Raw genomic sequence first — 21,325 nt, forward strand, 5'->3', positions numbered from 1 at the left:
CCCCATGCGGGGACCGGCCTTCCTGCATTAACGCGGCACGATGAAGACCGCGCTTTCACGCACATGCAGCGACGGGTCGTCCAGCGATTGCAATTCGATCGCAATCTTGTTCGAGCCCTTCTCGCCCACGCCGTGCGGCACGCGCAGGCGGATCGGCCAGCCCAGCGTTTCCGTCGGCTGCAAGGTCACTTCTTCGCGCGTCAGCAAGGTCAGGCCCGGCAAGCCGGAAGCGCTGATCTTGAAATGCTGGCTTTGCTCGGACGTGTTCATGATCTGCAGGCGGTAGACGTTTTCGATCATGCCGTCTTCCACTTCGCGTCCCATCGAACCGCGGTCGCGGATCACGTCCATTTTCAGGGGCGTGCGCAGGGCCAGCGAGGTACATACGGCGATGATGATCAGGGCCAGGATGGAAGTGTAGATCAAGACGCGCGGGCGCATGGCGCGCTGGCGTATCTGCTTCGAATTGAAGTTGTTTTCCATCGCATGGTCGGTGCTGTAGCGTATCAGGCCACGCGGCCGCTCGACCTTGTCCATCACGCTGTTGCAGGCATCGACGCAGGCGGCGCAGCCGATGCATTCATACTGCAGGCCGTTGCGGATATCGATGCCGGTCGGACACACCTGCACGCACAGGGTGCAGTCGATGCAATCGCCCAGCTTGTCGTTGTGGCCGGCCTTCTTGCTCATGGCGCCGCGTGGTTCGCCGCGCTTGGCATCGTAGGTGATGATCAGGGTGTCCTGGTCGAACATGGCGCTCTGGAAGCGCGCATAGGGACACATGTATTTGCACACCTGCTCGCGCAGCCAGCCCGCGTTGCCGTAGGTTGCCAGGCTGTAGAACAAGACCCAGAACCATTCCCAGGGACCGAAATTCAGGGTGGTCACCTCGCGCGCCAGTTCCTTGATCGGCGTGAAGTAGCCGACAAAGGTAAAGCCCGTCCACAGGGCGATGGCGCCCCACACCAGGTGCTTGGCCGTCTTCTTGAACGCCTTGCGCACGGACGGGCCTTGCTTGTCGAGGGCCATGCGCGCGCTGCGCGTGCCCTCGATGCGGCGTTCGACCCACAGGAAAATTTCCGTGTATACCGTTTGCGGGCAAGAGAACCCGCACCACACCCGCCCGGCAATGGCCGTGACGAGGAACAACAAATACGCACAGATGATCAGCAGGGCCGCTAGATAGATGAAATCCTGGGGCCACAGCACGACGCCGAAAATGTAGAACTTGCGCGTGGTCAAGTCGAACAGCAGGGCTTGCCTGCCATTCCAGGTCAACCACGGCAAGCCGTAGAACGCGAGCTGGGTAAGCCATACGCATACCCATCGCCAGGTAGCGTAGCGTCCTTTGGCCTCGCGAGGGTAGATCTGCTCGCGGGCCGCATACATCTTGATGACTTGAGGTTCCATTACATCATTTCACGGGCGTCTGAGGATTCGACAGGCTCCAGACATACGCCGACAGCACGTGCACCTTGGATTCGCCGAGGAAATCGCTGAAGGCCGGCATGGTGTTGCTGCGTCCCTTGCGTACGGTTTCCATGATGGTATCGGCGCTGCCGCCGTACAGCCAGACCTTGTCCGTCAGGTTCGGCGCGCCCAGCATCTGGTTGCCCTTCGCATCGGCGCCATGACAGGCCATGCAGGCGCCAAACTTGGCCTTGCCCAGCACGGACTTGACGGGATCCGAGGTCGAACCCGACAGGCTCAGCACATAATGGGCCACGTTCTCGACATCCTTTTCGGAGCCGAGGGCGGCGCCCATCGGAGGCATCTGCCCATTGCGGCCGTGCAGGATGGTGGTCTTGATGATGTCGGGTTCGCCGCCATACAGCCAGTCCTTGTCCGTCAGGTTGGGGAAGCCCTTGTTGCCGCGCGCATCCGAACCGTGGCATTGCGCGCAGTAGGTCAGGAACAGGCGCTGGCCGATGGCTTGCGCCTGCGGGTCGGCGGCCACCGTCTTCAAGTCCTGGCTCAGGTACTTGTTGAACAGGGGACCGTAGTCGGCTTCCGCCTTCTTCAGCTCTTCCTCGTACTGGCCCGTCGATTTCCAGCCCAGGCTGCCGGCATAGTTGCCCAGGCCCGGATACAGGAACAGGTAGGCCAGCGCGAAGACGATGGTGATGTAGAACAGCCACATCCACCAGCGCGGCATCGGCGTATTGAGTTCCTTCAAGTCCTCGTCCCAGACGTGGCCCGTGGTGCCGTCGGCAGGGGCGCCGGCGACCACTTTCACTTTCGACTGCGAGTACAGCAGCACGCCGCAGCCGATGATGCCCAGCAGGGACAGCACGATGATGTAGATATTCCAGAAGCCATTGGTAAAGTCAGCCATGGTTATGCTCCTTCGCCAGGTTCATCTCGGCCTCGGCCGGATAGTCGAGCGCGTCGTCGGCGAACGGCAGGCGTGCCGCCGCGTCGAAGTCGCTGTTGCTGCGGCTGAACGTCCACCACAGGATGCCCACGAACGTCGTAAAGGAAACCACCGTCATGACGCTGCTGGCGCTGTCAAACAGGTTTTCGATTGCCATGCTAATTCCTTGTTTTGATTAATGTACCGAGGCCTTGCAGATAGGCGACCAGGGCGTCTTCTTCCGTCTTGTCCTGCAGCTGCGCGGGGCCGGCGGCGATTTCTTCCTCGCTGTACGGCTGGCCCAGGCGTTTCAGGGCGCGCATCTTCGGCACGATCTCGTCAGGCACCAGCTTGGTCTTCGCCAGCCAGGGGTAGGACGGCATGTTCGACTCGGGCACCACGTCGCGCGGGTTGTTCAAGTGCGTGCGGTGCCATTCGTCGCTGTAGCGGGCGCCCACGCGGGCCAGATCGGGCCCCGTGCGCTTGGAACCCCACTGGAACGGACGGTCATAGACGAACTCGCCGGCGACCGAATAGTGGCCATAGCGTTCCGTTTCCGCGCGCAGCGGACGCACCATCTGCGAGTGGCAGTTGTAGCAGCCTTCGCGCACGTAAATGTCGCGGCCCGCCAGGCGCAGCGGCGAATACGGCTTCAGGCCGGCGACCGGTTCCGTCGTGCTCTTCTGGAAGAACAGGGGGACGATCTCGACGGCGCCGCCGATGCTGATCACCACCGTGACCAGGGCGATCAGCAGCCAGGGGTTTTTCTCAATCCATGCATGTGAAAATTTCATTTGCTTTCGCTCCTATCAGGCGTGCGCCGCGTTCAGTTCCGGAATGCGGGCGACGGGGAGTTTGCTGCCGCGCAGGGTCATCCAGGTGTTGTAGCCCATGATGCACATACCCGACAGGTACAGCAGGCCACCGGCCACGCGCACCACGTAGTACGGATACGTCGCTTTCACGCTCTCGACAAAGGTGTAGGTCAGGGTGCCGTCCGGATTGACCGCGCGCCACATCAGGCCCTGCATCACGCCGGCGATCCACATGGCGGCGATGTACAGCACGATGCCGATGGTGGCCACCCAGAAGTGCACGTCGACCAGGCGCGTGCTGTGCATCTGCGTGCGGCCAGCCAGGCGCGGCAGCAGGTAGTAGATCGAACCCATGGTGATGAAGCCCACCCAGCCCAGAGCGCCCGCATGCACGTGGGCAACGGTCCAGTCGGTGTAGTGCGACAGCGAGTTGATGGTCTTGATCGACATCATCGGACCTTCGAAGGTGGCGATGCCGTAGAACGACAGCGAGACGATCATGAATTTCAGGATCGGGTCGGTGCGCAGCTTGTGCCAGGCGCCCGACAGGGTCATGATGCCGTTGATCATGCCGCCCCAGCTTGGCGCCAGCAGGACCAGCGAGAAGACCATGCCGATCGATTGCGTCCAGTCAGGCAATGCCGTGTAGTGCAGGTGATGCGGGCCCGCCCACATGTAGGTGAAGATCAGTGCCCAGAAGTGGACGATCGATAGACGGTACGAGTACACGGGGCGCTCGGCCTGCTTCGGGATGAAGTAGTAGACCATGCCCAGATAGCCGGCGGTCAGGATGAAACCCACCGCGTTATGGCCGTACCACCACTGGATCATGGCGTCCTGCACGCCCGCATAGGCGGAATACGATTTCGTGAACGAGGCTGGCATGACGGCGCCATTGACCACGTGCAAAATCGTCACGGCCAGGATGTAGGCACCGAAGAACCAGTTGGCCACGTAGATGTGCTTGACCTTGCGCTTGATCAGCGTGCCGAAGAACACGATGGCGTAGGCGATCCAGACGACGGCGATGAGGATGGCGATAGGCCATTCCAGTTCCGCGTATTCCTTGCCGCGCGTCATGCCCATGGGCAGGGTAACGACGGCGCACAGGATCACGGCTTGCCAGCCCCAGAAGGTGAAGGCGGCCAGTTTGTCGGAAAACAGGCGCACCTGGCAGGTGCGTTGTACAACGTAGTACGAAGTAGCGAACAGGCCGCAGATGCCGAAGGCGAAAATCACCGCATTCGTGTGCAGCGGACGCAGGCGTCCGTATGTCAGCCATGGTATGTCGAGGTTCAGGGCAGGCCAGGCCAGCTGAGCGGCGATGATAACGCCAACCAGCATGCCGATGATGCCCCATACCACAGTAGCGACCGCGAATTGCTTCACGATCTTGTAGTTATAGTTCAGCGATTGATCCACAAAGACTCTCCCTGGAATTACTATTTATGATGGTGGCCAGAGAGTAAGTGTTTGACCGTGAAAAAACTTTGATGTGGATCAAAATTCCCCGGATGAAATAAGCGTAGCGAACTGGCATCGAAATAAAGCGGTATTTCGGTCAAATTCCGCTCAAAAAAGCCATACAAGATCCCTGCAATCCGGGCGGATTGGGGGCAGACGCGCCGGCCGGGCTGGTGCGGTCAGGGATGCGGTTCGCCGGGCGCCGGCTGGGGCGGCGTGTCGTCGTCCTGCAGCACGCGCAGGCCAGGTCCGACGAGGTCGTCGAACTGGCCGCCGTCCGAGGCCGTGAAATACACCCACAGGGCGATGAAGACGACCACGACGCTCAAGGGGATGAGGAGATACAGTGCTTCCATGTTCAGGCTTTCCGCAGGCGCAGGGCGTTGGCGATGACGACGGCCGAGCTGGCAGCCATGCCGACGCCGGACAGCCAGGGGTTCAAGAAACCCAGCGCGGCGGCCGGGATGGCCGTCAGATTGTACAGGGTAGCCCAACCCAGGTTTTCGCGGATGATGCGCATGCTGCGCGCGGCCGTCTTCGCCGTGTCGAGCACGGACACCAGTTGGCTCGACAGCAGCACCGTGTCCGCATGCGCCTGCGCCAGGGCGGCGCCGGAACCCATGGCGAAGGAGACGTCGGCGCCGCTCAGCACGGCCGCGTCGTTGATGCCGTCGCCCACCATCGCCACGACGGCGCCCGTCGCCTGCAATTGCTGCACGAAATCGAGCTTTTCATCGGGCAGGCATTCGCCGCAGGCCGTATTGATGCCCAGTTCCGTCGCCACGCTTTGCGTCAGCGCTTCCTGGTCGCCGCTGAGCAGCACGACCTGCTTGCCGCGCCGGTGGAAATACGCGACGACGTCGCGCGCTTCCGGGCGCAGCGCGTCGCTGAGCAGGAAACGCGTGAGCCAGCGCCCCTGGGTGCCCAGGTACAGCGGCGTCATGCCCTGCATGCCGACGGCCGTGTCGCCCAGCGGCGGCCCGGCGATGGCGGCGACAAAGGCCGCATTGCCCAGGCGGTAGCGTACGCCGTCGACGATGCCTTCCAGGCCCTGGCCTTGCACTTCCTGCAACTGTTCCGCATGCGCGCGCGGTTGCTGTCCTGGCAACCCATCCGCTGCCGCCAGGATCGCCTGCGCCAGCGGATGGGCGCTGCCCGCTTCCAGCGCGGCGGCCACTTGCAGGCAATCGTCCTCGCTCAGGCTGCCGAGCCCCTCGATTTGCCGCAGCACGGGCCGGCCCAGGGTCAAGGTGCCCGTCTTGTCGAAGACGACGTGGGTGGCGCGGTGCAGGGTTTCCAGGACGTGGGGCTGGACGATCAGCACGCCGCGCCGCAGCAGGCTGTCGGTGGCGGCCGCCAGCGCCGTCGGCGTGGCCAGCGACAGCGCGCACGGGCACGAGACAACCAGCACGGCAATGGCCACGGGCCACGCTTGCGATGGGTCGTGCCAGCTCCAGAAGGCGAACACGGCGACGGCGAACAGCAGCAGGCCCAGCACGAACCAGGCGGCGACCTTGTCGGCCCACTGCGCGATCTGCGGCTTGCCGCTGCCGGCCCGCTCGATCAGTTTCAATAAATCGGAAAGCGTGCTTTCGCGTGCCGGTTTCAGCACGCGCAGGATCAGCGCCGCGCTGGCGTTGATCGCCCCGCCCGGCACCTGTTCACCTGTCTTGCGTCGCTGGGCCGCGCTTTCGCCCGTCAGCAGCGACAGGTCCAGCGCACTGCTCCCCTCGATGATGACGCTGTCAGCGGCGATCGCTTCGCCCGGCTTGACCAGGATGATGTCGCCCACGGCCAAGCTGCCGGCCGACACCAGGGTGGTGGCGCGGTTGTCGGGAAAGCCCGCCATCAAGGACGCGGAGGCAGGCAAGGCGTGCTGTAACCGTTCGAGCGCGGAAGCGGCCTTGCGGCGTGCCTGCAGCTCGAAATAGCGGCTGCACAGCAGCAGGAAGATGAACATCGTGGCCGAGTCGTAATACACCTCGCCGCGGCCCGTAAAGGTCGCCACCACGCTGCCGAAGAAGGCCGCCAGGATGCCCAGTGCGACGGGCACGTCCATGCCCAGGGTGCGCGCGCGCAAGCTGGCCCAGGCGCCCTGGAAGAATGGCATGGCGGAGTAACAGATGGCGGGCAGGGTCAGCAGCAAACTGGCCCAGCGCATCAGGCTGGCCATATTGTCGTCCAAGGTGCCATCCTCGGCCAGGTAGGCGGGCGCCACGTACATCATCACCTGCATCATCGACAGGCCGGCCACGAACAGCTGGCGGCCCAGGGTCTTGCTGGCTTTTTGCAGGCGCTCGCCATGGCGCACGGCGTCATACGGATAGGCCGTGTAGCCGACTTGGCGCACAGCTTGCAGGATGTCGCCCGGCTCGCACTGGGCGCGGCTCCAGCGCACGTACAGGCGCTCGGTGGCGACGTTCAGGCTGGCCGCCTGCACGCCGGGCAGGCGCGTCAGTTGACGCTCGATCAGCCAGACGCAGGCGGCGCAGCGGATGCCTTCGACGGACAGGGTCGCTTCGCAGCTGCTGGCGTCGCGCGCGAATTGCGCGTCGTCATTGCTGTACAGGCGCAGTTCGGGCGGTACCATGGTCGCATCGGCCGCATTGACGGCATATTCGTCGCGGTCGCGGTAATACGCGCTCTGGCCGATGTCGACGATGGTTTGCGCCACCGCTTCGCAGCCGGGGCAGCACATGGCGCGCGGCACGTCGTCGATGGTGACGTTCCAGCTCGAGCCGCTTGGCACGGGCAAGCCGCAATGGAAGCAGGCGGAGGGTTGTAAAACAGCATTCATAGGTTTGTTTTCATGCGTCTTTTCATGGATGGCCCGTGACGCACAGGGCATCGAGCCAGCCCAGCGAGACGCCATTCGCGGCGCGCAGCAGGCCCAGCAGGCCAAAGCCCAGCACCAGCAAGCCGCTGGCGATGCGCACGGGACGGCGCTGCATCTGCGTGCGCAAGCGCGTGCCCAGCAAACCCATGCCCAGCAAAGTGGGCAGGGTGCCCAGGCCGAAGGCGGCCATCGTGGCCGCGCCGTTCAGGGCCGAGCCCTGCATCATGGCCGTCAGCAGCGCGCTATAGACCATGCCGCACGGCACCCATCCCCACAGCCCACCCACGGCCAGCGCTTTTAACGGCGTATCCATGGGCATCAACGGTTTGAGCAGGGGGCGCACGCGGCGCCAGACGACGTTGCCGGCCGCTTCCAGATGGGCCAGGCCGCGCCAGGCATCCATCAGGTACAGGCCCAAGGCAACGAGCATCAGGTTGGCCAGCCAGTAGCCGGCCACTTGCAGTGACGCCAGGTGCAGCATGCCCGCGCCCGCCAGGCTGCCGGCCAGGGCGCCGGCCAGCATGTAACTGCCGATGCGCCCGCCGTTGTAGGCCAGCACGCGCAGCACGTTCGTTTGCAAGGTTGTCTGCAATGCCGGCCGTGCCACGGCGATGGCGATCACGGGCCGTGTTGGGGCCGGTGCGCCGCCGCCCAGCGACAACGCGCCCACGATGCCGCCGCACATGCCGATGCAGTGCACGCTGCCGGCCAGGCCGACGAGGAACATGGGCACGAGGCTGAGGGCGTTCATCGCGTGGCGCTACACCGTTTTCGAGTAGCGCAGCGGCTGCACCGCGTCGGGCGCCGTGTTCGCGCGCGCCAGGGTCAGGTAGCGGTCGAAGACCATGCAGATATTGCGAATCAACAAGCGCCCTTTCGGCGTCACCGTCAGCCAGTCTTCCTCGATGACGAGCAAGCCGTCACGGGCCAGTTCGCGCAGCTTGTCCAGCTCGGCGGCGAAATAGCTGCGGAATTTCACGGGGTGTGCTTGCTCGATACTGGCGATCGACAATTCGAAATTGCACATCAGCATCTGGATGATGATACGGCGCAACAAATCGTCCGTGTCGAGCTTGATGCCGCGCGCGATCGGCAGCACGCCTTCGTCGAGCTTTTCATAGTACGCGTCGAGCGTCTTTTCATTCTGGCTGTAGACGGCGCCGACGGAACTGATGGCCGACACGCCGCAGGCGATCAGGTCCGCTTCCGCGCGCGTCGAATAGCCCTGGAAATTGCGGTGCAAACGGCCCTGGCGCTGCGCCACGGCCAGGTCGTCCGTCGGCTTGGCAAAATGGTCCATGCCGATGTAGACATAGCCGGCGGCCGTCAGGCGCGCGATGCACAGGCCCAGCATCGCCAGCTTGGTGGCGCTGTCGGGCATGTCGGCGTCGAGGATGCGGCGCTGTGGCTTGAACAGATGCGGCATGTGCGCGTAGTGGTACAGGGCGATGCGGTCCGGGCTGGCGTTGATCACCTTGCGCAGGGTTTCGGTCATCGTTTCCAGGTTTTGCTTCGGCAAGCCGTAGATCAGGTCGATGCTGATCGAGCGGAAACCGGCGTCGCGCGCCGCCTGCATGATGGCTACCGTTTCCGCTTCCGGCTGGATGCGGTTGACGGCCTTCTGCACGTCGGCGTCGAAATCCTGCACGCCCAGGCTGATGCGGTTGAAACCTTGCGCGCGCAGCGAAAACACGCGTTCGCGCGACACGGTGCGCGGATCGATCTCGATCGAATACTCGCCGTCTTCATCGGAAGCGAACTCGAAATGCTGGCGCAGGTGCGCCATCAGTTCGTCCATCTGCTTTTCGCTCAGGTAGGTGGGTGTGCCGCCGCCGAAGTGCAATTGCTCGATCTGGTTCATGCCGGCAAACAGCTTGCCCTGCATGGCGATTTCCTGCTTTAAATAGCTGAGATAGGTGGCGGCCTTGCTGCGGTCTTTCGTGATGATCTTGTTGCAGGCGCAGTAGTAGCACAGGGTGTCGCAGAACGGCACGTGCACGTACAGCGACAGCGGACGGCGGCCGCCGCGCATGCGCAGGGCGGCCAGCGCTTCGAGGAAGTTGCCATAGCCAAAGTCGGCATGGAAACGGTCGGCGGTCGGGTAGGACGTGTAGCGGGGGCCGGACTGGCTCATCTTGCCGATGATGACCGGGTCGAATTCGACGACGGCGTCCAGGTCGGCGGAAGCACTGCTGAGTAGTGTAGGCATGATGTGTATGAAGTCTTGAAAGGTTTAGGCGGCCAGGCGTTTCATGGCGGGTTTGCCGGCATTCGCGGCACCCGCAGCACCCGACTTGCCGCCGGGCGTGGCGACGCGGCGCGGTGGCGGCATCTTGCCGAAATTGAACAGGCTCACGGCTTGCGACAGGCTGGCCGCTTCTTCCGCCAGGCGCGTGGCGGCCGCGGCGGCTTCTTCCACGAGGGCCGCGTTCTGCTGCGTCACCTGGTCCATATGGGCGATGGCCTGGTTGACCTGGTCGACGCCGATGCTCTGTTCGCGCGAAGCAATGGAAATTTCCTGCATGATGGCCGTCACCTGCTTGACGGAGCTGACCACCTGTTCCATGGTGGCGCCGGCGCGGTTCACCTGCAGCATGCCGGCACCCACCTTGCCGACGGAAATTTCAATCAGTTGCTTGATGTCCTTGGCCGCCACGGACGAGCGCTGCGCCAGGTTGCGCACTTCGCCCGCCACGACGGCAAAGCCCCTGCCCTGCTCGCCGGCACGCGCCGCTTCCACGGCCGCGTTCAGGGCCAGGATGTTGGTCTGGAAGGCGATGCCTTCGATCAAGCCAATGATGTCGACGATTTTCTTCGACGAGGTGTTGATGTCGTCCATGGTGGTGATCACTTCGGAGACGATCTCGCCGCCCTGCACGGCCACTTTCGAGGCAGCCACGGCCAGTTCATTTGCCTGTACCGAATTGTCCGCGTTCTGTTTCACGGTCGACGAGAATTCCTCGATGCTCGAAGCCGTCTCTTCCAGGCTGGCCGCCTGCGATTCCGTGCGGCCCGAGAGGTCCATATTGCCGACGGCAATTTGCCTGGTGGCCACGGCCATGGTTTCCACGTTGATGCGCACGTCGCGGATGGTGGCGATCAGGTTGCTGTTCATCTGTTGCAGCGCGCGCAGCAATTGCCCCATTTCATCCGTGCTGTCCGTCTCGAAACTGCCCGACAGGTCGCCGGCGGCAATCGCCCGCGCGCCGTTCAGGGCCTTGCCCAGCGGCTTGAGCACGGACATGCGCAAGGTGTACCAGAGGAAGACGTTGATCAGGAAGCCGAACAGGGTGGCGCCGAAGATGGCGTAATTGGTGATCTTGCCGCCGCTGGCGAACAGGCTGATGACGCACACCAGCAGTTGCAGACAGTTGACGATGGAGGTGGCGGCCCAGATGCGCAGGTTGAGCGACATGTGCGTCAGGTTGTGCAGCAGGTGCGCCAAGCCCGGGCGCACGATCTGGCCGTGCTTGATGATGATGTTGCCGCCTTCCTTGTTGCGGATGGCCGCGTAGGCTTCCTCGGCCGCTTTCACCTGATCTTTGTCCGCTTTCACGCGCACGGACATGTAGCCGATGGTCTTGCCCGCTTCGCGGATGGGCGTGACGTTGGCGCGCACCCAGTAAAAATCGCCGTTCTTGCAGCGGTTCTTGACCAGGCCCGTCCACGGCGTGCCGGCCTGGACCGAGGCCCACAGGTCGGCAAACGCTTCGGCCGGCATGTCCGGGTGGCGCACGATGTTCTGAGGCGAACCGAGCAGCTCGGCCTCGCTGAAGCCGCTGACCTGGCTGAAGTACGGATTCACATACACGATATTGCCGTTCATATCCGTTTTCGACACGATGGCCTGATCGTCCAGGACGAGGACTTCACGGTTAGTCACTGGCAAATTTTGTCGCATGGTCGCGGCTTCCTGATCAGTTGAATAGCTAATTGGTGAGTAAGACTTGCACGATTGCAAGAATGGAGATCAGTGTAAGGAGTCGCCTGCGCAAATTTATTGATGTAGATCAAAATCCTCCAGATTGGTCGTGCTTGCACGCATTTAGCGATAGCAATGCGGCATTGTTTTAAAGCTACTGGTTGCCGTTGGTGGCTAATCCACGCCCGCCGTCAGCGGGCGCAGGCTGCCCACGGCGTAGCCTTGCGCGTAGTCGATGCCCAGCTCGCGGATGACGGCCAGGGTGGCTTCGTCTTCCACGTATTCGGCCACCGTTTTCAAGCCCATCACGTGGCCCACTTCATTGATGGCCTTGACCATGGCGCGGTTGATGGCGTTGCTGGCGATGTCGCGCACGAAGACGCCGTCGATCTTCAGATAGTCGACGGGCAGGGCCTTCAGGTAGCCGAACGAGGAAAAGCCGCTGCCGAAGTCGTCGAGCGAGAAGCGGCAGCCCATGGCCTTGAGCTGGCGCATGAACACTTGTGCCTTGGGCAGGTTGGCGATAACGGCCGTTTCCGTGATTTCAAAGCAGAGCTGCTCGGGCGCGATGGCGAATTGCACGAACTGCTCGGTGATGTAGTCGTGCAAGCCGGCATCGGCCAGCGACATGCCCGACAGGTTGACGGAATACAGGGCCGGTGCGCGGCGCCGGCTTTCCGCCATCGCTTCGATCGGCGGCAGGCTGTCGCGCACGCTCTCGATATGCGCGCAGACGGCACGGATGACCCAGCGGTCGATGGACAGCATCATGTCGTAGCGCTCGGCGGCGGGGATGAAGGCGCCCGGCAAGATCAGGTCGCCCTGGCTGTTGCGGATGCGGATCAGCACTTCGTCGTGGTGTTCCTGGCTGTCGTTCAGGTGCACGATGGGCATGGCGTACAGGCGGAAGTAATCGTGGGCGAACGCTTCGTTCAGGCGCGAAATCCACAGCATTTCGCCGTGCCGCTGGGCCAGCATGACGTCGGACTCCTGGTAGACATGGATGCGGTTGCGGCCCTGCTCCTTGGCCAGGTAGCAGGCCTGGTCGGCGGCGCTCAGCAGCTCGCTCATGGACTTGCTGTCCTGGCTGATTTCGACCATGCCGATGCTCACGCCCAGCTCAAAACTGCGGCTATCCCAGGCGAAACGGAAATCGCGGATGGACTGGCGCAGCTGTTCGCCGATCTGGCGTGCATGGTCGAGCGGACAGTGCGGCAACAGCACGCCCAGTTCGTCGCCGCCCAGGCGCGCGAGGATGTCGCTGTCGCGCATTTGTGCCTGCAGCATTTTCGCCAGCAGCTGCAGCAGCACGTCGCCGGCGCCATGGCCGCAGGTATCGTTGATGACCTTGAACTGGTCCAGGTCCAGGTACAGCAGCGCATGCACGTGGCCATCCTGCTTGGCCGTGTGCAGGGCGCCGGCAACCAGGTGTTCGAATTCGCGCCGGTTGATCAGGCCCGTCAGGGTATCGTGCGTGGCGTGCCACGACAGTTGCTGGCTCAGCTTGCGCTCATGGCTGACGTCGCGGAACACGACGACGGCGCCGAGGATGTCGCCGTCGCGCGACCAGATCGGCGCGGCCGAGTCTTCCACGGCGATGTGCCGTCCATCGCGCGTGACCAGCTGCGAATGCGCTGAAATGCCGATGGCCTGGCGCTGCTGCAGGCATTTGTATGCCACGTGTTCGAGCGCTTCGCCCGTGCGTTCGTCGACCAGCGGCAAGGTCTGGCTGATATCCATGCCGCGTGCCAGTTCGTTGCTCCAGCCCGTCAATTGCTCGGCCACCCGGTTCAGGTAGCGTGTCTTGCCGTACGGATCGGTGGTGATGACGCCGTCGCCGATGGAGCTGAGTGTCACTTCGGCCAGTTCCTTGCGCTCGGCGATCAGCAGTTCGCGCAGCATGTGCTCGGTGATATCCCAGATGATGCCCAGGGTGCGGTCGGGCTGGCCATCCGCATCCGTGAACACTTGCGCCTTGGCCGCCAGCCAGCGTTCGCTGCCATCGGGCCAGACGACGCGGTATTGCAGGGCGTAGCCGTCGCGCTGGCGCACGGCTTCCTGCATCACCTCGAGCAGCGGGCCCTGGTCATCCACATGGACGAAGCCGAGAAAGGTGCGAAATGGCTGTGTCAGGGCCCGCTCTTCCAGGCCCAGCAAGGCAGCCCCCTTGGCCGACCAGCTGACCGTGCCGTCGATGACCTGGCCGTCGATGAGGCGCGAATCCCAGATCGCCATGTGCGCCGCCTCCAGCGCCATCTGCAAACGTTTTTGCTGGTCGCTCATCGTCCTCTCCTGAGATGGATACAAGGATAGATACGCGGCTGGTGTTTAAGTTCCCGGTATCTCGGCGGGCGTCGCGGCCGAGGCGCGCGCCACGTCGCGCACATTCTTTTGCACGGCCACGGCGGCAAACAGGCTGAGCAGGAATGCCATCGCATAGAAACCCTTCTCGCTGTTCTGCAGGGTGGCGTTCCACAGGCCGACCGTCAGCAGCAGCAAGGCCAGCAGGACGGAAATCCAGCACAGGCCGAAATAGATGCCCGTCACGGCGATGCCTTCGGCGCGGTCGCGCACGGATTTTTGCAGCGAGATGGCGGCGAACAGGCCGTACATGAGGATCGTGAAGTAATAGCCCTTCTCGTTGAGCGCCATGCTGGTGTTCCACAGGCCGGACAGATAGGTGATGACGCCGATCAGCAATGCCGCCCAGGAGGCGCCGATAAAGGCGCTACTGGGGCGTTGGATGGGGGAAGTCTGCATAGGGTCTCCATGGACGGACGGCGCCGCCGGCATGGCCGGGGCGGCAGGCACGGATGCGCCTGCCGCCCCATCAGACCAGAAAGCCTATTTGCTTGGCTTGACCATGCGCAACAAAGCCGACACGGCCGTGACGCCGGCCAGCACCAGGCCACCGGCGATGAGGCCGGCTACCGCGTTGATCAGGCTGGGCGTGACGGCTGCCAGCACGGGGCCGATGCCGGCCACGCCGCCGACGGCTGCTTCCGCGTGATGCAGCATGCCGCTGGCCCACGGCCAGCCGTGCGTCAGAATGCCGCCGCCGACCATGAACATGGCCAGGGTGCCCACGACGGAGAGAAATTTCATCAGTTTCGGCGCCGCCGACACGAGCATGCGGCCAAAGCCGCGCACGCCATCCATCAGCGCGCCCGCGCCCTTGCGCGCCGCCAGGTAAAAGCCCGCGTCGTCGAGCTTGACGATACCGGCCACCAGGCCGTACACGCCGACCGTCATGATGAGGGCGATGCCGACGACGACAGCCACCTGCTCGGCGAAGGTGGCCGCGGCCACCGTGCCCAGCGCGATGACGATGATTTCCGCCGATAAGATGAAATCGGTGCGGATGGCGCCCTTGATCTTGTCTTTTTCCAGCGCGACGAGGTCGACCTGCGGGTCGCGCAGCGCCTGGGCCAGCTCGGCCTTGTGGCTGTCGTCCGGATGCAGGTATTTATGCGCGATCTTCTCAAAACCCTCGAAGCACAGGTAGGCGCCGCCCACCATCAAGAGCGGCGTGATGGCCCATGGCGCAAACGCGCTGATGGCCAGCGCGGCGGGCACGAGGATGGCCTTGTTCTTCAGCGAACCGACGGCGACGGCCCAGACGACGGGCAATTCGCGTTCGGCGCGCACGCCGGCCACTTGCTGTGCGTTCAGGGCCAGGTCGTCACCGAGCACGCCGGCCGTCTTCTTGGCGGCCACTTTGGTCATCAGGGAAACGTCATCGAGGATGCTGGCGATGTCGTCGAGCAGGGCCAACAGGCTGGAGCCGGCCATCTCAGCGCGCTCCCGCTTTGGTGACAGGGAATCGGGGAGCGAGGAAAGTGTTGTTTTTCATGATGTTATTCTTGGTTGTACGGCAAGGGATGGCCTAGGTAAGGCATGACTGCGATCTTACCTCAGGGCGGGCCGGCAAGGCCGCACTGAGCGGGTTAAAATTGCCTCTCATTCCCATTTTTTTGGAAACCGCATGCCATTTGCCACCTGGATCACCTTTGTCGTCGCCGCCTCCATCATCGCCGTCTCGCCCGGCTCGGGCGCCGTGCTGTCGATGTCGCACGGCCTGTCGTACGGGGTGAAAAAGGCCAGCGCCACGATTCTCGGCCTGCAACTGGGGCTGCTGGTGGTGCTCGGTATCGCCGGCGCCGGCGTGGGCTCCTTGCTGCTGGCTTCCGAAGTGGCGTTCAATATCGTCAAGACGGTGGGCGCCCTGTACCTGATCTACCTGGGCCTGTCGCAGTGGCGCGCCAAGGTGGCGGTGGCCGGCGACCTGCACGCCGACGCCGTGGTGCCGTCCTGGCGCCGGCGCGTGCTGACGGGTTTTTTGACGAACGTGACGAACCCGAAGGGCATCATCTTCATGGTGGCGGTGTTGCCGCAATTCATCAGCCCTACCGCGCCCTTGCTGCCGCAACTGCTGATCCTGGCCGTCACCATGTGCACGATCGACCAGATCGTCATGCACAGCTATGCCTTCCTCGCCTCGTCAATGCAGCGCTTTTTCCGCGACGCCAAGGCCGTGAAAAAGCAGAACCGCTTCTTTGGCGGCTTGCTGATGGCCGTCGGCGCGGCCCTGTTCTTCGTCAAGCGCGGCGGCCAGACGACATCCTGAACGAAGTCAATATGCAAACATTTGTAAGCCCGCTTGCGATGTCCGCCTGATGCGGATGTAATCGGAGCATGTTGTCCTTGTAAGTCCTGCCTGGAGCGCTGCCATGCGTCCTATCCTGTCTTTCCCTCTGCTCAACACCGTGTGCGCCGTGCTGCTGTCGTCGGCGTGTTCCCTGGCCTTGGCCGAGGATCCGCCCGCCCGCGTGGGGCGTATTTCCACCGTCGAAGGGCAGGTGCTGGTGCGCGCCGGCGATGGCGACGCGCAAAACGCCCTGCTGAACTGGCCCGTCACGACGGATAACCGTTTGAGCACCATGCGCGGCGCGCTGGCCGAGTTTCGCGTGGGCGCGGCCGCCGTGCGCCTCGATGGCGATTCCGAACTGGAAGTGAGCGAGCTCGATGACGACAGTTTCAAATTGCACCTCAGCTATGGCACGGTCAGCGTGCGCGTGCGCAATCCCGATGCGCTGCGCGGCTTCGAGCTGACCACCGCCCAGGCCCGCGTGATCCTGACCCAGCCGGGCTGGGTGCGCATCGAGGCGGGCCGCCAGCCCGGCGCCAGCGTCGTCAGCGTGCTCGACGGCGCGGCCGACGTGGATGGCGCGACAGGCAGCGTGACCTTGCGCGCAGGCAAGCGCGCCGAGCTGACGGACGAGGAATTGCGCACGGGCGCCTTGCACCGGATCGCCTTCGACAACTGGCCCGAAGCCTTGCCCGCCGCCGCGCCGGCCTTGCGCTATGTCACCGACGATACGACCGGCTATGAAGAGTTGGACCGCTACGGCGCCTGGCAGGAAGACGCGCAATACGGCCCCCTGTGGCTGCCCAGCGCGGTCCCGGCCGGCTGGGCGCCGTACAGCGACGGGCGCTGGACGTGGATCGCGCCGTGGGGCTGGACCTGGGTCGACAATGCGCCGTGGGGCTATGCGCCCTCGCACTACGGCCGCTGGGTGCTGCTGGGCCACCGCTGGGGCTGGGCGCCGGGCCGCGAACGCGGCCGCGTGCCCTGGGCGCCGGCGCTGGTGGGCTGGGTCGGCGGTAATCATGGACCACATAACGGACCACAGCATGGCCAGCGCCCCGGCGTCGGCTGGTTTCCTTTGTCGCCGCACGAGCGCTACGTGCCCGGCTACCGCGCCAGCGCGGACTATGAACGCCGCATCAACCGGATGGCCGAGGGGCGCCGCCCCATGGCGGGCGAGCGCGAACGGCGCGAAGGCATGACGATGCTGCCCGGCGAGCGTTTTGGCGGCTCGCGCACGGTCGACGTGCCGCGCCGCAACCGCACCACCATGCCGCCGCCCGTCATGCAAAGCTTGCCGTTGAGCACGGCGCCTGCGCCGGCTGGCAACTGGCAGCGTCCCGCCGAGCCGAGGGAGCCCCGGCGCGACTGGGTGAACCGTCCCGGCCGCTTGCAGACGGACGATGGACTGACGCACATGGCGCCGCGTCCCATGCAGCCGAACCGGCCGCCCGTGCCGGCCCAGCCGCCGGTGCCGCCGCAGCCCCTGATGCCGGCGATGCCGGCCTTGCCGCCCGTGCAAGATCATGTGGCCCGCCCCGGGTGGCGTGGCGAGGAGCGGCCCCGCGCCGAGCGTGCTCCCCGCCGCGAGGTGCTGCAGACGGCGCCGCCGCCGTCCTTGCCTGCCCCGCCGCCCGTGGCCCAGCCGCGGCCTGCGCCGCCGCCGATGCCTGCCCCGGCCGCCCGTCCGTCCCAGGAGGTGCGCGGTGCCGAGCGCGCCAATCCGCCGCGTGAGCGCAACCATGAGCGTAACAACGAGCGCGGCGGTCCCGGCCGCAATGGCCGGATGCAGGAAGTGGAGCGCTGACGGCCGCGCCGTCTGTCGCCCCGTATCGACATTCACGCCGCGAAATGCGCAGTTCGTCACATACCGGAGGTAAAGCCGCCGTCGTTTGTCTACAGTACGACCACTGCTTATCCTCCAAGTGACAGCATCGCTTTTCCGGCTATTTTGTCCAAACGAAATAGTTTTCCGCCAGCTTACCCAGCTGGCTTTTTTTTTGCCTTGCCGTCTGCGCCATGGCGGCTGGCGCAGCCGCCCTCAAAGTTGGCTACAATACGCTTTTATGCAGCCGCCGCGCGATAAGCGCTGCCTGTTCTGACCGGCACTGATTGGATTTCCCATGCAAACGACCCCACCGACCGAAGTGACGATTCCCCCTAGCGAATCGCTGATCGAATACCCGAGCGATTTTCCCATCAAGATCATGGGCCCGACGCATGTCGATTTCGCGCCGACCATGCTCGAGCTGGTCATCAGCCACGATCCGACCTTCCACGCGGGCCGCATGGAAGAGCGCCCATCGGGCAAGGGCAATTACACGGGCCTGACCGTCACCGTGCGCGCCATCAGCCGCGAGCAGCTCGACGCCCTGTACACGGCGCTGTCGGGCCACCCGATGGTCAAGATCGTCATGTAAGCAAGGTGGGCGCTTCGCGTGCCTGGAAGGCGGCGATTTCTTCGCCCAGCCAGGCACGGAAGGCGCGCACGGGCTCGCGCTGCGCCGCAGCGGGCGGGCTGACCAGGTAATACGCGTCGGCGCAGGGCACGGCCATGTCGAACAGGCGCACCAGCCGCCCCGCCGCCACCTCCTGCAGCGCCACCACATGGCGCACCAGCGCCACGCCGTCGCCATCGATGGCCGAGCGTATCAGCATCGACAAATCCTCGTACAGTACGCCGCCCACGGGTTCGGCCAATGGCAAGCCGGCCGCCGCCAGCCATGGACGCCACGGTTCGAGCGAGCGCAGCAAGGTCGCCTGCGCCAGTTCGCCCGGCGTGGCCGGCAAGTTGCCGCCCCGGTAATGGGGACTGCAGACGGGGTAATACACGTCACCCATCAGCGGCTGCACCAGCAGGCCCGGATAATGGCCGCGGCCGAAGCGGATCCCCACGTCGATGCCCTCGCCTTCCAGGTCCTGCAGGGCGCCGCTCGTTTGCAGCACCACTTCGATGCCGGGATGGCGTTCGATGAAATGCCCGAGGCGTGGCGCCAGCCAGCGCGCCGCAAACGAGGGAATCGCCGTGATCGTCAGCCGCGTATTGGCGGGCGCGGGCCGCAGCGCTTGCGCCGCCGTGGCGATCTCCGTAAAAGCCTTGCCCAGCACCAGCGCAAATTGCCGTCCCTGCGGCGTGACCGTCACGTGGCGGCCGTTGCGCAGGAACAGCGGCAAGCCCAGCTCTTCTTCCAGCTTGCGCACCTGGTGGCTGATGGCGCCATGCGTCAGGTGCAGCTCCTCGGCCGCGCGCGAAAAATTACCGTGGCGGGCGGCCGCCTCGAAGGCGCGCAATGCTGAAAAATTAGGCAGTCTGGACATGGCGTTTGATGTGAATAAAAGTAACAACAACAACGAATATAACTCGTTTTGTTAGCTTCACACGGCGCTTTATGATGAATCCTGTTCACTTATCCACAGGAATCCGCCATGTCCCTCATTTTGTATATCGACCGCAACCGCATCAGCCCGTACGCCCTGTCCGCCTTTGTCGCTCTGAGCGAAAAGCGGGTTTCCTTCACCGTGCAGGACGTCGACCTGGACGCGGGCGCGGCGCGCCAGCCGCCGTTCAGCACTCTGAGCCTGACGCAGCGCGTGCCCGCCATCGAGCATGCCGGCTTTGTCCTGACGGAATCAAACGCGATCGCCGACTATCTCGACGACGTCTTTGCCGCGCCCGACTATCCATCGGTGCTGCCGCGCGACGTACGCCAGCGGGCGCGGGCGCGGCAAGTGCAGGCATGGCTGCGCAGCGATCTGCTGGCGCTGCGCAACGAGCGCGATTCCACCGTCGTGTTCCACCCGCCCCGCGCGGACCATGCGCCGCTGTCGCCGGCGGCGCAGGCCGCGGCCGCCAAGCTGCTGCAGATCGCAGGCGAACTTGTGCACGGTGACTACCTGGCTGGCGCCTGGAGCATCGCCGATACGGACCTGGCCCTGATGCTGTTGCGTTTGATCAAGAGCGGCGAGCCCGTGCCCCCTGCCCTGCGCGACTATGCGCTGGCCCAGTGGCAGCGCGCTAGCGTGCAGCAGTGGCTGGCGCAGGTGCCGCCGCCGCAACTGGCTTAGTCAGCCGCCACACGAGGGCAAAGGCCGCGCTGGCCGCCGCCGTCACCCACAGCAGCGGCTTTTCGCTGCCGTCCGTGATGGCGGCGATGACGGCGCCGCAAGCGGCCGTGATGAGCATCTGCACGAAGAAGAACAGGCCCGAGGCGCTGCCCGCCTGGTCGCCATACGGCTGCAGCACGGCCAGCTGGCAGGCGGGAATGGCCATGCCCACCGACACCATCACCAGCAGCATGGGCGCCACCAGCGACGCCACGTGCCGCGGTGCCAACGTACCCGCCAGCAACAGGCTGGCCGCGCCCGCCACATTGATCAGCACCGCCACGCCCAGCATGTAATCGGCGCCCAGGCGCGGTCCCAGGGCGCGGAACAGGCTCGAGCCCGCGATATAGCCGCTGACCGTCAGCGCGAACACCAGCGCATATGCGTGCGGCGACAGATGCATGCCTCTTTGCAACAGCACGGACGATTCCGCGATGAACGGGAAATACGTGCAATACACGCAGCCGATGGCCAGCGCATAGCGCAGGAAATACGCATCGCCCAGCAGGCGGCGGTACAGCGCCAGGGTATGTCCTTGTGGTACGACGCTGGCCGGCCTGGTTTCCGGCACATACGCGGCGATCAGCCCCAGCGACAGCGCCCCCAGCAGGCACAGCACGCCAAACACGGCGCGCCAGCCGAATGCCGCGTCGAGCACGCTGCCGGCCAGCGGCGCGAGGATAGGCGACAAGCCCATCACCACCGAGATTTTCCCCAGCATGCGCGCCTGCGTGGCGGGATCGAAGCGGTCGCGCACCATGACCCGGCCGATGATGGTGCCGCTGCAGCCGCCGAACGCCTGCAGCACGCGCGCGGCGATCAGCACGTGGACGTCGGTGGTCACCGTGCAGACGATGCTGGCGAGTACAAAAATGCCCGTGCCGGCCAGCAGCACGGGGCGGCGTCCGTAGCGGTCGGCCAGCGGCCCGCAAGCGAGCATCGAGGCGGCCGAGCCGGCCATGAACAGGCTCAAGGTCAATTGCAACTGCGCATCGCTGGCATGCAGGGCATCGGCCATGGCCGGCAGCGAAGGCAAATAGATGTCGATGCTGATGCGCGACAGGCAGACCAGCAGCAGCACGATGCCGCCCCAGGCCCATACAGCGATTTGTTTCTGCATTGTTTATACGATCCCTTCAAGCGTGCGCCCCCCTGGCGCACCGGAACGGTGAGAGTAGGATGG

Annotated in this window: 19 protein-coding genes; 4 read left to right on the top strand and 15 right to left on the bottom strand. The window is 64.5% G+C overall.

Annotation, left to right across the window (positions count from 1 at the left end; all coding sequences use genetic code 11):
- Positions 1 to 27: 27 nt before the first annotated feature.
- From ccoG to AC54AG_RS18710, 13 genes are all read right to left on the bottom strand, one after another.
- Positions 28 to 1,410, bottom strand: a complete 1,383-nt coding sequence (gene ccoG, locus AC54AG_RS18650; RefSeq protein WP_496631243.1) for a cytochrome c oxidase accessory protein CcoG — start codon at positions 1,408 to 1,410, stop codon at positions 28 to 30.
- A 4-nt stretch (positions 1,411 to 1,414) separates the two neighbouring features.
- On the bottom strand, positions 1,415 to 2,335 hold the full coding sequence (gene ccoP, locus AC54AG_RS18655) for a cytochrome-c oxidase, cbb3-type subunit III (protein WP_034752517.1): 921 nt from the start codon (positions 2,333 to 2,335) through the stop codon (positions 1,415 to 1,417).
- The gene (locus tag AC54AG_RS18660; RefSeq protein WP_034752515.1) at positions 2,328 to 2,531 is read right to left on the bottom strand and encodes a cbb3-type cytochrome oxidase subunit 3; all 204 of its coding nucleotides are present in this window, start codon (positions 2,529 to 2,531) and stop codon (positions 2,328 to 2,330) included. Before AC54AG_RS18660 ends, ccoP begins: the two co-directional genes overlap by 8 nt.
- A gap of 1 nt (position 2,532) precedes the next feature.
- Positions 2,533 to 3,147 (bottom strand): cytochrome-c oxidase, cbb3-type subunit II, encoded by a 615-nt coding sequence (ccoO, locus tag AC54AG_RS18665; RefSeq protein WP_034752513.1) that lies wholly within the window; start codon positions 3,145 to 3,147, stop codon positions 2,533 to 2,535.
- 15 nt (positions 3,148 to 3,162) lie between these two features.
- Entirely contained in the window at positions 3,163 to 4,590 is a 1,428-nt protein-coding gene (ccoN, locus tag AC54AG_RS18670; protein ID WP_034752511.1) for a cytochrome-c oxidase, cbb3-type subunit I, read from the bottom strand.
- A gap of 221 nt (positions 4,591 to 4,811) precedes the next feature.
- Entirely contained in the window at positions 4,812 to 4,988 is a 177-nt protein-coding gene (gene ccoS / locus AC54AG_RS18675; RefSeq protein WP_034752510.1) for a cbb3-type cytochrome oxidase assembly protein CcoS, read from the bottom strand.
- A 2-nt stretch (positions 4,989 to 4,990) separates the two neighbouring features.
- Positions 4,991 to 7,429, bottom strand: a complete 2,439-nt coding sequence (locus AC54AG_RS18680) for a heavy metal translocating P-type ATPase (RefSeq protein ID WP_496631244.1) — start codon at positions 7,427 to 7,429, stop codon at positions 4,991 to 4,993.
- Positions 7,430 to 7,451: 22 nt separating this feature from the next.
- Complete coding sequence (locus AC54AG_RS18685) at positions 7,452 to 8,219, bottom strand: sulfite exporter TauE/SafE family protein (protein WP_319991938.1); 768 nt, start codon at positions 8,217 to 8,219, stop codon at positions 7,452 to 7,454.
- A gap of 9 nt (positions 8,220 to 8,228) precedes the next feature.
- On the bottom strand, positions 8,229 to 9,677 hold the full coding sequence (gene hemN, locus AC54AG_RS18690) for an oxygen-independent coproporphyrinogen III oxidase (RefSeq protein ID WP_496631245.1): 1,449 nt from the start codon (positions 9,675 to 9,677) through the stop codon (positions 8,229 to 8,231).
- A 24-nt stretch (positions 9,678 to 9,701) separates the two neighbouring features.
- The gene (locus AC54AG_RS18695; protein ID WP_331778142.1) at positions 9,702 to 11,369 is read right to left on the bottom strand and encodes a methyl-accepting chemotaxis protein; all 1,668 of its coding nucleotides are present in this window, start codon (positions 11,367 to 11,369) and stop codon (positions 9,702 to 9,704) included.
- A 195-nt stretch (positions 11,370 to 11,564) separates the two neighbouring features.
- Complete coding sequence (locus tag AC54AG_RS18700) at positions 11,565 to 13,673, bottom strand: EAL domain-containing protein (RefSeq protein ID WP_072456125.1); 2,109 nt, start codon at positions 13,671 to 13,673, stop codon at positions 11,565 to 11,567.
- A gap of 45 nt (positions 13,674 to 13,718) precedes the next feature.
- Positions 13,719 to 14,150, bottom strand: a complete 432-nt coding sequence (gene yiaA / locus AC54AG_RS18705) for an inner membrane protein YiaA (protein ID WP_034752499.1) — start codon at positions 14,148 to 14,150, stop codon at positions 13,719 to 13,721.
- An 84-nt stretch (positions 14,151 to 14,234) separates the two neighbouring features.
- A complete protein-coding gene (locus AC54AG_RS18710) occupies positions 14,235 to 15,182 on the bottom strand; it encodes a DUF808 domain-containing protein (RefSeq protein ID WP_034752497.1) in 948 nt (315 codons plus the stop codon).
- 193 nt (positions 15,183 to 15,375) lie between these two features.
- On the opposite strand from AC54AG_RS18710, the gene AC54AG_RS18715 reads away from it, so the two are divergent.
- The 3 genes from AC54AG_RS18715 (at position 15,376) to AC54AG_RS18725 (ending at position 18,458) form a co-directional block, all read left to right on the top strand.
- Complete coding sequence (locus AC54AG_RS18715) at positions 15,376 to 16,017, top strand: LysE family transporter (RefSeq protein ID WP_319991935.1); 642 nt, start codon at positions 15,376 to 15,378, stop codon at positions 16,015 to 16,017.
- Between the two features lie 103 nt (positions 16,018 to 16,120).
- Positions 16,121 to 17,845, top strand: coding sequence for a DUF6600 domain-containing protein (locus AC54AG_RS18720; RefSeq protein ID WP_496631246.1), 1,725 nt, complete (start codon positions 16,121 to 16,123; stop codon positions 17,843 to 17,845).
- Positions 17,846 to 18,161: 316 nt separating this feature from the next.
- Complete coding sequence (locus AC54AG_RS18725) at positions 18,162 to 18,458, top strand: DUF493 family protein (RefSeq protein WP_034752493.1); 297 nt, start codon at positions 18,162 to 18,164, stop codon at positions 18,456 to 18,458.
- Here the strand turns inward: AC54AG_RS18725 and gcvA are convergent.
- A complete protein-coding gene (gene gcvA, locus AC54AG_RS18730; RefSeq protein WP_034752490.1) occupies positions 18,451 to 19,356 on the bottom strand; it encodes a transcriptional regulator GcvA in 906 nt (301 codons plus the stop codon). The two genes, AC54AG_RS18725 and gcvA, sit on opposite strands and share 8 nt — an antisense overlap.
- A 108-nt stretch (positions 19,357 to 19,464) precedes the next feature.
- On the opposite strand from gcvA, the gene yfcF reads away from it, so the two are divergent.
- A complete protein-coding gene (gene yfcF, locus AC54AG_RS18735) occupies positions 19,465 to 20,103 on the top strand; it encodes a glutathione transferase (RefSeq protein WP_496631247.1) in 639 nt (212 codons plus the stop codon).
- On the opposite strand, the gene AC54AG_RS18740 is transcribed toward yfcF, so the two are convergent.
- Positions 20,054 to 21,262, bottom strand: a complete 1,209-nt coding sequence (locus AC54AG_RS18740; protein WP_496631248.1) for a multidrug effflux MFS transporter — start codon at positions 21,260 to 21,262, stop codon at positions 20,054 to 20,056. The two genes, yfcF and AC54AG_RS18740, sit on opposite strands and share 50 nt — an antisense overlap.
- Positions 21,263 to 21,325 lie beyond the last annotated feature (63 nt).

The organism is Janthinobacterium sp. BCJ23 (genome assembly GCF_059617945.1).